The organism is Stenotrophomonas sp. GbtcB23 (assembly GCF_019091045.1).
Taxonomy (GTDB): Bacteria; Pseudomonadota; Gammaproteobacteria; order Xanthomonadales; family Xanthomonadaceae; genus Stenotrophomonas; species Stenotrophomonas rhizophila_A.
Map to the genome: position 1 here is coordinate 79,372 of NZ_JAGXKC010000014.1, position 10,766 is coordinate 90,137.

At 62.6% G+C, this 10,766-nt stretch carries 14 protein-coding genes; 9 read left to right on the forward strand and 5 right to left on the reverse strand.

The genetic code is table 11. The features are described 5' to 3' along the window. Positions 1-89: 89 nt before the first annotated feature. Entirely contained in the window at positions 90-488 is a 399-nt protein-coding gene (locus KVS69_RS08180) for a LysR substrate-binding domain-containing protein (RefSeq protein WP_254622082.1), read from the reverse strand. On the opposite strand from KVS69_RS08180, the gene KVS69_RS08185 reads away from it, so the two are divergent. From KVS69_RS08185 to KVS69_RS08200, 4 genes are all read left to right on the forward strand, one after another. Then, a complete protein-coding gene (locus KVS69_RS08185; RefSeq protein ID WP_217537717.1) occupies positions 487-570 on the forward strand; it encodes a DUF2798 domain-containing protein in 84 nt (27 codons plus the stop codon). The genes KVS69_RS08180 and KVS69_RS08185 overlap by 2 nt on opposite strands. A gap of 270 nt (positions 571-840) precedes the next feature. Beyond that, the gene (purU, locus tag KVS69_RS08190) at positions 841-1,692 is read left to right on the forward strand and encodes a formyltetrahydrofolate deformylase (RefSeq protein ID WP_217537705.1); all 852 of its coding nucleotides are present in this window, start codon (positions 841-843) and stop codon (positions 1,690-1,692) included. A gap of 106 nt (positions 1,693-1,798) precedes the next feature. After that, positions 1,799-2,185 carry a VOC family protein gene (locus KVS69_RS08195; RefSeq protein WP_217537706.1) on the forward strand — a complete coding sequence of 129 codons (387 nt, stop codon included), beginning with the start codon at positions 1,799-1,801 and terminating at the stop codon, positions 2,183-2,185. Positions 2,186-2,422: 237 nt separating this feature from the next. After that, a complete protein-coding gene (locus KVS69_RS08200) occupies positions 2,423-3,061 on the forward strand; it encodes a LysE family translocator (RefSeq protein WP_345776795.1) in 639 nt (212 codons plus the stop codon). Between the two features lie 89 nt (positions 3,062-3,150). Here the strand turns inward: KVS69_RS08200 and KVS69_RS08205 are convergent, their stop codons facing one another. Together KVS69_RS08205 and KVS69_RS08210 are read right to left on the reverse strand one after the other, a co-directional pair. Further along, positions 3,151-3,468, reverse strand: coding sequence for a SymE family type I addiction module toxin (locus KVS69_RS08205; RefSeq protein WP_217537708.1), 318 nt, complete (start codon positions 3,466-3,468; stop codon positions 3,151-3,153). 452 nt (positions 3,469-3,920) lie between these two features. Further along, positions 3,921-4,820, reverse strand: coding sequence for a LysR family transcriptional regulator (locus tag KVS69_RS08210; protein ID WP_095362534.1), 900 nt, complete (start codon positions 4,818-4,820; stop codon positions 3,921-3,923). A gap of 111 nt (positions 4,821-4,931) precedes the next feature. Between KVS69_RS08210 and KVS69_RS08215 the strand changes: the two genes are divergently transcribed. From KVS69_RS08215 to KVS69_RS08235, 5 genes are all read left to right on the forward strand, one after another. After that, positions 4,932-5,990, forward strand: a complete 1,059-nt coding sequence (locus KVS69_RS08215) for an alpha/beta hydrolase (protein WP_217537709.1) — start codon at positions 4,932-4,934, stop codon at positions 5,988-5,990. 49 nt (positions 5,991-6,039) lie between these two features. Next, positions 6,040-7,194 (forward strand): MFS transporter, encoded by a 1,155-nt coding sequence (locus KVS69_RS08220; RefSeq protein WP_217537718.1) that lies wholly within the window; start codon positions 6,040-6,042, stop codon positions 7,192-7,194. A gap of 304 nt (positions 7,195-7,498) precedes the next feature. After that, positions 7,499-7,939, forward strand: a complete 441-nt coding sequence (locus KVS69_RS08225) for a cupin domain-containing protein (protein WP_145480905.1) — start codon at positions 7,499-7,501, stop codon at positions 7,937-7,939. A 287-nt stretch (positions 7,940-8,226) separates the two neighbouring features. Then, complete coding sequence (locus tag KVS69_RS08230; RefSeq protein ID WP_217537710.1) at positions 8,227-8,895, forward strand: carboxymuconolactone decarboxylase family protein; 669 nt, start codon at positions 8,227-8,229, stop codon at positions 8,893-8,895. Positions 8,896-8,944: 49 nt separating this feature from the next. After that, positions 8,945-9,322 (forward strand): antibiotic biosynthesis monooxygenase family protein, encoded by a 378-nt coding sequence (locus KVS69_RS08235; RefSeq protein WP_217537711.1) that lies wholly within the window; start codon positions 8,945-8,947, stop codon positions 9,320-9,322. A gap of 69 nt (positions 9,323-9,391) precedes the next feature. Here the strand turns inward: KVS69_RS08235 and KVS69_RS08240 are convergent, their stop codons facing one another. After that, positions 9,392-9,823, reverse strand: a complete 432-nt coding sequence (locus tag KVS69_RS08240) for a cupin domain-containing protein (RefSeq protein WP_254622083.1) — start codon at positions 9,821-9,823, stop codon at positions 9,392-9,394. Beyond that, positions 9,820-10,320 carry a carboxymuconolactone decarboxylase family protein gene (locus KVS69_RS08245; RefSeq protein WP_217537712.1) on the reverse strand — a complete coding sequence of 167 codons (501 nt, stop codon included), beginning with the start codon at positions 10,318-10,320 and terminating at the stop codon, positions 9,820-9,822. The genes KVS69_RS08240 and KVS69_RS08245 overlap by 4 nt, the downstream gene beginning before the upstream one ends. Between the last annotated feature and the right edge of the window lie 446 nt (positions 10,321-10,766).

A 10,766-nucleotide genomic window follows, 5' to 3' on the forward strand; every position in this document is an offset into this window, starting at 1 on the left:
GGCGCCGGCGGCGCCCGCCCCCCCCCCCCCGCCGCCTGTGATTGGGTGGGGGGGGGGCCCCGCGCTGGGGGGCCGCGTACCGCCTGATCTCACGCAACATCCACCCGCCACGCGGCCGGCAACCCCTCCACCACGTGCTGCATCAACGCCCGCACCTTGGGCGTTAAATCCCTTCGATCACTCACACACAGAAACAACCGCATCGGCTCCGGCGACGTCCGCGCCCCATCGCCCGACGCAAACAACACCTGCAGCTCGCCCCGCGCCAACCAAGGCGCCGCCACGAACGCCGCCAACCGCGCAATGCCACCGCCAGCGGCCGCCATCGCCGCCAACGCATCAATGTCATCCGACACCAGCGCCGGCCGCATCTCCGCCTCGAAGCGGATCCCATCGCGCACGAATCCCCACGGCAACAACCGCCCATCCACCGGGTAGCGGAACACCAAACACCGGTGCTCACGCAGCTCCTCCGGCGTGGCCGGCATGCCCACCGCCTTCGTCTGCGTACTGATGGTGCGCCCGGTGGTGATGCGCCTCGTCGCGCTGACCGTGCACCCGCCGCGCTGACCCGATGTGGCATCCATCCCCCGGTAGCGCCCCACCGTTGGTGGGGCGTCGCGGCAAATCGAACGATGCATCGGTCGGCACATCGGTCGGTAAACAGGTCGGCGCATCGGTCGGCGCATCGGCCGGCGCATCGGTCGGTACACCGGTCGGCACACCGCCCGGTAGAGCGGACTGTTAGTCCGCTGCTCCAACTCCATCAACGCCCACAGCAATTGGTTGCAACTGACATCGTCCCTCCAGAGCGCGGCGCCGCTCCACTACACTCACCCCATGCGCCCCGACTCCATCCTCACCCTCTCATGCCCGGACCGTACCGGCATCGTTTACCGCGTTTCCGGCCTGCTGTTCGAGCAGGGCTGCAACATCCTGGATGCACAGCAATTCGGCGACGACGAGAGCGGCCGGTTCTTCCTGCGCGTGCATTTCGATCGTGACCCGCGCCAGCCCATCGACACCATCCAGACCCGCATGGCCGGGCTGGCTACCGACTTCAAGATGGACTGGCAGCTGCACGACGCCCGCCGCCGTGCGCGCCTGCTGGTGCTGGTGAGCAAGCAGGGGCACTGCCTCAACGACCTGCTGTTCCGCGCGCACAGCCGCCAACTGCAGGTGGACATCGCCGCAGTGGCCTCCAACCACGAAGACTTCGGCCCGCTGGCGGGTTCGTACGGCATCCCGTTCCACCACCTGCCGGTGAATGCAGACAACCGGGAAGTGCAGGAACAACAGATCATCGATCTGGTCGAACGCGAGCAGATCGACCTGGTGGTGCTCGCGCGCTACATGCAGATCCTCTCACCGCGCCTGTGCCAGGCACTGGCCTGCCGCGCGATCAACATCCACCACAGCTTCCTGCCCAGCTTCAAGGGCGCGCAGCCGTACCACCAGGCCCACGCGCGCGGGGTAAAGATCATCGGTGCAACGGCCCACTACGTCACCTCCGATCTCGACGAAGGCCCGATCATCGAACAGGACGTAGCGCGGGTGGACCATGCCATGACGCCGCGTGACCTGGTCCGCCTCGGCAGCGACACCGAATCGCAGGTACTGGCCCGCGCCGTGCGGAGGCACGTAGAGCACCGCATCATCCTCAACGGGCACCGAACCGTTGTATTCAGGTAACCGATGGGGCGGCTCCTCCTGCTGGGCGCCTTTCGGCTGCAAGGCGCCACAACGTGAAATGCGCATACGGCTACGATAAAGCCACCGCCCAACTGCGACCGCCCCCATGATCGACCACCTGGATCACCTCGTGCTGACCACTTCCGCAGAAGAGGCCACCACCCATTTCTACGTCAACGTCTTGGGGATGACCCTGGAAACGTTCGGGGCGGGCAGAAAGGCCTTCCGGTTTGGCGACCAGAAGATCAATCTGCACATCAAGGGGCATGAGGTTGAACCCAAGGCGCACCTGCCTGTGCCGGGCTCCCTGGACCTCTGCTTCATTGCGGCAGTTCCATTGGACCAGGTCATCCAGAAGCTCGGCAGCAACTCAGTGAAGATCGAACAGGGCCCCGTCGAGCGCACCGGTGCATTGGGCAAGATCCGATCTGTGTATGTCCGGGACCCCGAACTCAACCTGATAGAGATCTCCGAGTACCTCCCTGCAAACTAGCGGCTCGGTTCTGAGCCAGACTACAGGTCCCAGGTACTGGGCCGCGCCGTACGCAGGCATGCTCGACGGACACCGCGCCGCAGTCTTCTGATAGCGACCCCCACAGTCGCAAGAGACGCGGTAGCGCCGGCCGTTGGCCGGCCTTCACGATACCGGCAGAAAACCGTGCGGTAGTGCCGGCCCCCAGGCGGCACCGCACGGAGAATGGAGCGCCACCGCACCACCACGGAGTCAAAAGTGTTCGCACCCTACTGGGCAGAATTCCTAAGCTTGGCCATAGTCCACCTGCTTGCAGTAATAGCCCCAGGCCCAGACTTCGCAGTAGCCGTCCGCCAAAGCGTCCGCTTCGGCCGAAAAGCAGGCATCTACACCTCGCTGGGAATAGGCGCGGGCATCTCGGTCCACGTCCTCTATACCCTCATCGGCGTAGGCGCACTCCTGCACACAACCCCCTGGCTGATGACCGCAGCCAAGTGGCTGGGCGCGGCTTACATCTTCTACCTCGGCATCAAATTCCTCCGCAGCAAGCCCAGCACGGGCGGCGAGGCCACTCCCGATGGGCCGAGTGAAGTCGCGCAGCAAACCCCCAGACAAGCCTTCGCCATCGGCTTCATGACCAACGCCACCAACCCCAAGGCGACCCTGTTCTTCCTGGCGGTGTTCACAACACTGGTCAGCGCAAAGACACCGCTCCCCGTACAGATGCTCTACGGCCTGTGGATGTGCCTGGTCAACGCAGCGTGGTTCGTCCTGGTCAGCGTAGCCCTCTCCACAGCAGCCGTACGCCAACGCTTCATGCGCGCCAGCCACTGGTTCGAACGGGTGATGGGCGTGCTGCTGATCGGGTTTGCGCTGCGACTGGTGTTCATGGCGTAACACGAACTCGGCCGAGGGTAGGGCGGAGACACGCCGGCGTGTCTCCAATGCCTCAACTACAGCCGGACTCCAGACGTGCGAGCCTCCAGCTACTCGCTCAACGCGTCCGGACGGCTCTTCTTCGGCTTGTGCTTCTGATACCGGTACGGCAGCGGCACCGGCGTCTCATCCAGCGTCAACGTAACGCGTCCGGGCATCACCTCAACAAACACCCGATGCCCCGTCTTGAATCCCAACCGCTCCATCCATACCCCGCACAGCGACAGGTAGGGAATGGACAGGCCCGGCGGCAGGATGTTGCCGGCCGGGTGCCGCAGGGCGGAAATGCGTAGGCTCTTGGGCTGATACCAGCCGATGCCAACCTGCTGGCTGGGATCGTTGCATGAATCCATCTTTGAACTGCGCATGCTTCTACTCCATCGGAAGTACTCCCTTGTCGGCGACAAGGGAGTCGGGAGGTTGATATCCGTTAGACCATCGGCGTGACTTATTTCCCAAGGGGGTGTTGTATTCGCCACCCTCCCGACGCAGAACTTCATGCTTTCATGGGTCTAACAAGGGGATATCAAGCCCCGAATCCAGACGATGCACAGCTGCTCAAATAGAGAGAAGTTGATTCTTACCCAGCATACCGGCATGTTCGATTTACTTGATCAATGGTGTGACGCAAGTGAGCCGAAATTCTGGCGTCAGCTGGTGATTGCTGGAACGAACGTCCCAGAATCAGTGGCATACTCTCGTGCCAAGCGCTCCTGTTCACTGGCCTCACCGCACCAGAAGAGGAGTCGTAAGCAACCCGGGGTGCGCTGAACATTGCTACGCAGTGCAGGCGCGACCCACATACACAGCCGCTGCCTTTCTACGCATACTCATCCCTCTTCAACCAAGCGACCAGCGCAGAAAAAGCAGGTGAGGGCTGCCGGCGGTTAGGGTAGTAAAGATGGTAGCCGGGGAAGGGGACGCACCACTTGTCCAGCACAGCCACCAACCTGCCCTGAGCGATGTGCTCGGCTACCATCGGTTCCGGGGCGTAGGCCAAGCCCAGTCCGTCCAGTGCGGCATTGATGACGTGGGTCATACTGTTGAAGACCAGCGGGCCATCGCCGCGTACCGTGAACTCCTTGCCCTTCTCTTCGAACTCCCAGGCATAAATGGCACCGTTTGGGCGATGCCGGATGTGCACGCAACGGTGTCGGGTGATGTCGGCGGGCTTTCTGGGCTTGGGATGTTTCTGGAAGTAGCCGGGAGATCCAACCACCACCAGCCGCCAATCCGGTCCGACCCTGACAGCGATCATGTCCTTGCTCAGCGCTTCCCCGAGCCGGATGCCGGCGTCGAAGCGCTGCTCCACCACGTTGGTAAAGCCGTAATCCACGTAGAACTCAAGCGTGATATCCGGGTACTCGGCCAGGAACCCGGCAAGCCGTGGTCGGATGATGGTCTCCATCGAATCATCCGTGCAGGAGATCCGTAGCGTTCCCGCCGGCCGGTCGCGCAGGTCCCCCAGCGCTTCCACGCTGGCGCCGATAGCCTCGAAGTGCGGTGCGATGGAGCGCATAAGGCGCTCGCCGGCTTCAGTGGGGGAAACGTTGCGCGTGGTGCGGGCCAGCAGGCGAATGCCCAGGCGCTCTTCCAGCAGCCGCATCGAATGGCTCAGCGCAGAGGGCGTTACCCCAAGGCGAATGGCGGCCTTGGTGAAGCTCTGCTCTTGGGCCACCACTAGAAAGGCTTGCAGATCATTGGTCTTCACGGCGCTCATGGACCAATTGTGAGCTCAACTCAACAATGCATCAACTTTCAGCCGGCTTATCACGGTAGCGGGCGGAGCCTATCGTGGCGACCTCAGTCCCCCAACCGAGGCCGCACTCGCATGAAACCGACCACGTTGCTGCTGGCGCTGCTTGCCAGCTACGTACTTCCGCTTCCCGCCATGGCTGCAGATACGCCCGGGGCAGCCCGTCCCGCCGGGGCAGACAACTTCTACCGCAGCCCCACTGTCACTGGTGAGCGCGTCAGCTTCCACAACCAGTACCAGATGGAAGTGGTGGGCACGCTGTACCGCCCTCAGGGCTTGCCTCGCGGCAGCCGCGCCCCCGCCGTGGTGGTTGGCCACCCGATGGGCGCGGTGAAGGAGCAGAGCTCGCAGCTCTACGCGCAGAAGCTGGCCGAGCAGGGCTTCATTACGCTGGCAATCGATCTTTCCTTCTGGGGAGAGAGCGGCGGCACCCCGCGGCACCTGGTGGCGCCGGAAATCTATTCAGACGACATCAGTGCGGCCGTGGATTTCCTGAGTACGCAGCCCTATGTGGACCCGGATCGGATTGGCGGCCTGGGTATCTGTGGCAGCGGCAGCTTTGTGATCAGCGCCGCCAAGATCGACCCGCGCATCAAGGCCATCGCCACGGTGAGCATGTACGACATGGGTGCGGCGGCACGGGAGGGGCTGAACAACGGGCAATCGCTGGAACAGCGCAAGACGGTGATCCAGTCGGCAACCGACCAGCGCTTGGCCGAGTTCAAGGGCGGGGCGGCTGTGTACGTGCCAGGCACAGTGAACAAACTCGATGCTGACACCCCTGCCATCCAACGCGAGTTCTTCGATTTCTACCGTACCCCGCGCGGCGCCTACACGCCAAAGGGCGATACGGCAGAGCTGACCACGCAGCCGCTCTTCAGCAGCCTGGTCAAATTCATGAACTTCTATCCCTTCAATGACATCGAGAGCATCTCGCCCCGGCCGATGCTGTTCATTTCTGGCGACGCGGCGCATTCCCGCGAGTTCAGCGAAGACGCATACCAAAGGGCCGGCCAACCGAAGGAACTCTACTGGGTGGAGGGTGCGGGTCACGTGGACCTGTATGACCGTGCCAACCTGATTCCCTTCGAGAAACTGACGACGTTCTTCCAGCGCGGCCTGGCCGGGAAATGAGCCGCACACACGCAATCGCAGATCGCTCAAACTGGGGGGCGTGCTCGCGATGACGCTATGCGTCTTCGCGTTGATAGCCTCGGAATTCATGCCGGTGAGCCTGCTTAGTCCCTTGGCGGCAGATCTGGGCGTGACCGAGGGGCTTGCCGGGTACGGCATTGCCATTTCGGGAGCCTTTGCGGTGCTGACCAGCCTGTCGATCTCCCGGTTGGCGGGCAACATGAACCGACGAACGTTGCTACTGATCCTCACCGCATTGATGGCAGTGTCCGGTGTGGTGGTGGCCCTGGCTCCGAACTATCCGGTCTACATGATGGGGCGTGCACTGATTGGCGTGGTGATCGGTGGGTTCTGGTCGCTCTCTGCCGCAACGGCAATGCGGCTGGTTCCGGCTGCGAAGGTCCCGCGCGCCTTGGCGATATTCAACAGCGGCAACGCGCTTGCAACGGTAGTTGCGGCGCCATTGGGCAGCTACCTGGGCGGCATGATCGGATGGCGCGGCGCTTTCTTGTGCCTTCTGCCGGTGGCTGCAATAGCCCTCGCATGGCAGTGGGTTTGTCTGCCCTCCATGCCCGCGGAGAGCGGGCAGTCACAAAGCGGGCTGGTCGCGCTGTTCCAGCGGCGTGTGGTGACACTTGGCATGCTTGCCTGCGGTGCCTCCTTCATGGGGCAATTTGCCTTGTTCACTTACGTGCGGCCGTTCCTGGAGCGGGTGACCAGTGCGGGAACGTCTGCTGTACCACTGGTGCTGCTGGCCATCGGCGTAAGCGGCTTCGTGGGCACGCTCGTCATTGGCGCGTTCATCAGGCGTGGGCTTTACCGAACGCTTGTGACCATTCCGGCCTTGATGGCGCTCATTGCCGTGGCCTTGGTTCCACTGGGGCCCCAGCTTTGGCCGACCGCCGCGCTGCTCTCGGCATGGGGCCTGCTGGCAACGGCCGCGCCGGTGGGCTGGTGGAGCTGGCTGGCCCGCACTTTCACTGACAACGCAGAGGCCGGCGGCGGGCTGATGGTGGCGGTGGTGCAGTGCTCCATCGCACTCGGCTCGACCGTGGGCGGACTGCTGTTTGACAGTCTCGGCTTTGCCAGCACGTTCCTGGCCAGTGCTGGCCTGTTGCTGTGCGCCGCGCTGCTCGCTTATGCCACGGCGTACGACCGGGCGTCCACGTCGGGGTCGGTGGTCGCTGTGGAACCCCGGGGCTGATGAGGCGCGTTACGTCTATCACAGGAACACTGCTTTGCCTCCTGCTTGCGTTCGGGGCAGTAGCGGCATGCTCTGCCGAGTCCACTCATCACGCCATTTCAGCCTGGAAGGTAGAGTCACACCCGGAGGTTCATTCCATGAAGATTCGACTGATCATCAACGATCAGATGCTGTCGGTCTGATTCGACTGGCTCGAATAGACGGACGACTGCAGGTCCTTCGCACGGAAGGGCCGCCCGCGGTTCGGATTGAGTCCGACTAGCCGTTGGTTGCATACCCAACACACCACAAAGAGGTGAGCTACATGGAAATCAAACGCCTTGGCACCCAAGCGTCCATCAAAGGATCGACGGACTGGTTTACGGGCATGGTCCGCATCGATCCGCTCAATGCCGCCTCTGCGCCATCGAGGGTATCCTGCGCCGCGGTCACCTTCGAGCCGGGTGCGCGCACTGCGTGGCACACCCATCCGTTGGGGCAGACGCTTATCGTTACTGCCGGCTTCGGTTGGACACAGTGCGAAGGCGGTCCGATCGTGGAGATCCGGGCGGGTGACGTGATCTGGTGCCCGCCGGGTCACAAACACTGGCACGGTGCATCGCCCACCACCGCCATGACGCATATCGCGGTCCAGGAGGCGTTGGATGGCAGGAACGTTGACTGGCTGGAGCATGTGAGCGAAGAGCAGTACCTGGCCGGACCTCCCGCTGCTGACGCACCGGCCCGCTCCGACGGAGGCGGCTGACATGTTGGTTCGATCCGCGGTTCGCGGGCTCTTGGCCCTCTCTGTCTGGGCGCTGCTTGGCCTTCCCCATGAGGCTGAAGCCGCGGCGCCCGGTACGACGATGACCCATCTCGCCGTAACCGGCGTGCGCGATGGTCAGAACGTGAACTGGTTGGAGAAAGTGACCGATGCCCAGTACCACGGCGATTGATTGGAAATGGCGGTCCAGTCGTCTCGTCTGTCTGATGGGTGCGGTGATGCTTGCCTCCGGTCCGGGACAGATCGCTTTCGCATACGAAGGAGCAGCTATGAACGTCAAATCAAACACGGGTTCCACCACCGAACTGGACACTCGCCAGCGAGCCATTATTCCGATCAGCGCCTCAGCAGCGGCCGGCAACATGGATAGCCTTCGGGGCGCGCTGAATCAAGGCTTGGACGCGGGACTGAGTCTGGCCGAAGTGCGAGAGATACTCGTGCAGGTTTACGCCTATGCGGGCTTTCCGCGGAGCCTGAACGCGTTGAGCGAACTGATGAAGGTGGCGGAGGCACGCAGGCAGAGCGGCATCCAGGATGAAGTCGGCCGCGAGCCCGGCAATCCGATTCCCAAGGGCGACGCGTTGCTCGCTGCAGGCACCGCCAACCAGACCAAGCTGGTGGGTGGTCCAGTCTCAGGGCCATTGTTCGATTTCGCACCGCAAGCAAATGAGTTTCTGCGTACGCATCTCTTTGGCGACATCTTCGAGCGCGACAACCTTGATTGGCAGAGTCGCGAGCTGGCTACGGTCAGCATGCTGGCTGCCATGTCCGGGGTGGAACCCCAGTTGCAGTCTCACATAGGTATCAGCATGAACATAGGCGTGCGCCCTGAGCAGCTGTCCAGCCTTGCCGATGTTCTCGAAGCCCACTCCAGCTTGGACGCTGCCGAACGTGTCCGCGTTGGTATTCAACGCCAGCTCGAGGCTCGGCAGGAATGATCTTCAGGAAAGCTAGGCGCCGGGTTGCACGCGCACGTTGGAGGGCTGATTGAAGAGGATACTGATCGGAACCTTGATCGGCATGGCTGCATGCTCCTCCAGTGCTGGAGCTGAGGAGTTACAGATGACCAGGCTGTCAAGGATCACCGTAAACGCGGATTATTTGCCCGCCTATCGAGACGCCCTGGCTGCAGAGGTTCGCGCCTCAATGGAGCTCGAGCCAGGCGTGCTGTCGTTGTACGCCGTCTTCGACAAGGACGACCCGACCAGACTGACGATTCTTGAAATATATGCGAGTCGGCAGGCATACGAACAGCACGTGAAGAGTCCGCATTTCCTCAAGTACAAGAACGGGACGCTGCACGTGGTCAAATCGTTGGAGCTGGTCGACGTCGATCCCCTTCTGCCGGAGCTGAAGATCAAGTAGCGTGAACCTGGCAGCGTCCCGAGGGGCTGCGTACCGCAGGCCCTATGTGCATGCGGTACGTGCGCTGGACTACTCCGCCGGAATAAGCAGCGGCTTTTCTTTGTCTTTCAGAAGGAAGACAACGAACTTGGCGGGCTTGCTCTGGCTGGCATTGCGGCCCACGGTGTGGATATCGTTCGGGGCCTCATAGAAGGTCTCGCCGGCCTTGATGGTCTGCTCAGGCTTTCCCCTCACACCCATGATGATGGTGCCGTCGAGCACGTACACGATGGCGTGCGCATCGTGGCGGTGGATGGGGTCAACCGCACCCGGCGGGTAGTCCACGGTGATGAGCGTGATCTCTTTGCCCGGGTAGTCCTGCAGCGCCTGCGATGCCACCTCGGCAACAACCGCGTGCGGCGCATCGGTCGCATGCGTGCCCCCGTGCGCGATGGCGGCGCCGGAAAGCAGGCAGAGACCCATGGAGAGAGCGATTGGCCCCCACATCGCGCGCGCGCTCATTGCGTCACCGCCGGGGCGACGGACAGGCCCGCCTTGTCCAGTCCCCATGCCTTGTCGAAGGAACCGGGGACAGCGAGGAAAGCCACGTTGATGCGGTTCCACGCGTTGATGCCCGCGATCACGAAGGTGAGATCGGAGATCTCGTTCTCAGAAAGCTGACCGCGAACGCGCTCATACAGTTCGGTCGGCACGCCCTGACTCGGAATGCAGGTCAGCGCCTCGGTCCACGCCAGGCTCGCACGCTCGCGCGGCGTGAACAGGTTGGATTCACGCCAGATGGCCACGTGGTGAAGCCGCAGTGCGCTTTCACCGTGGATGGTGGCCTGCTTGACGTGCATATCGACGCAGAACGCGCAGCCGTTGAGCTGCGAGGCGCGGATATGCACAAGGTGGCGGATGGACGCTTCGATGGAGCTCTTTGCTTCAGCCATGCTGAGTTCCATGAGCTTCTTGGTCAGCTCGGGGGACTGCTGCTGGTAGTCGAGACGTTGGGTCATGATCTTGGGTCCTGGGAAGGGGCGCGGGGGGGTGGGCTGCAGCGCGGTTCCACGGTATGCCCAGCCACCCCCTCCCGGTAGACGCCTGCGGGTAACTTCGCTGTTTACTCCATCGCAACAATGGAAGCGTCACACCGCTGTGCGCTGGCGCGTCTATCTTCCATGGAGTAACCAGAGGGACCATTATCCAGATCCTGGCCTCGCAGCCTCGTTGTTGCGAGGCAGAAGCCGTGATCTGGTTCGGGGTGCGGCTGTAAGTCACAATGCCGTTCCGGCTTCCCTTCAACGGCAGTGAGACCCCTGGGAGTTGTATGCGCAGCCTTCTACTTCTGATGGCAACAACCGCCGCGCCGGCCTTTGCGGCAGTGAACCCGCTTCCAGACGATTTCAACGCGTTGTTCGCCACTACCTGCATGCAGTACTACTACGCGCAGGACACGCTGCGT

Excerpts from the sequence above, each read along its gene's own strand:
- KVS69_RS08185 (WP_217537717.1), top strand. The coding sequence starts at position 487 with ATGCCCACCGCCTTCGTCTGCGTACTGATGGTGCGCCCGGTGGTGATG.
- KVS69_RS08180 (WP_254622082.1), bottom strand. The coding sequence starts at position 488 with ATGCCGGCCACGCCGGAGGAGCTGCGTGAGCACCGGTGTTTGGTGTTC.
- purU (WP_217537705.1), top strand. The coding sequence starts at position 841 with ATGCGCCCCGACTCCATCCTCACCCTCTCATGCCCGGACCGTACCGGC.
- KVS69_RS08195 (WP_217537706.1), top strand. The coding sequence starts at position 1,799 with ATGATCGACCACCTGGATCACCTCGTGCTGACCACTTCCGCAGAAGAG.
- KVS69_RS08205 (WP_217537708.1), bottom strand. The coding sequence starts at position 3,468 with ATGCGCAGTTCAAAGATGGATTCATGCAACGATCCCAGCCAGCAGGTT.
- KVS69_RS08210 (WP_095362534.1), bottom strand. The coding sequence starts at position 4,820 with ATGAGCGCCGTGAAGACCAATGATCTGCAAGCCTTTCTAGTGGTGGCC.
- KVS69_RS08215 (WP_217537709.1), top strand. The coding sequence starts at position 4,932 with ATGAAACCGACCACGTTGCTGCTGGCGCTGCTTGCCAGCTACGTACTT.
- KVS69_RS08220 (WP_217537718.1), top strand. The coding sequence starts at position 6,040 with ATGACGCTATGCGTCTTCGCGTTGATAGCCTCGGAATTCATGCCGGTG.
- KVS69_RS08225 (WP_145480905.1), top strand. The coding sequence starts at position 7,499 with ATGGAAATCAAACGCCTTGGCACCCAAGCGTCCATCAAAGGATCGACG.
- KVS69_RS08230 (WP_217537710.1), top strand. The coding sequence starts at position 8,227 with ATGAACGTCAAATCAAACACGGGTTCCACCACCGAACTGGACACTCGC.
- KVS69_RS08240 (WP_254622083.1), bottom strand. The coding sequence starts at position 9,823 with ATGAGCGCGCGCGCGATGTGGGGGCCAATCGCTCTCTCCATGGGTCTC.
- KVS69_RS08245 (WP_217537712.1), bottom strand. The coding sequence starts at position 10,320 with ATGACCCAACGTCTCGACTACCAGCAGCAGTCCCCCGAGCTGACCAAG.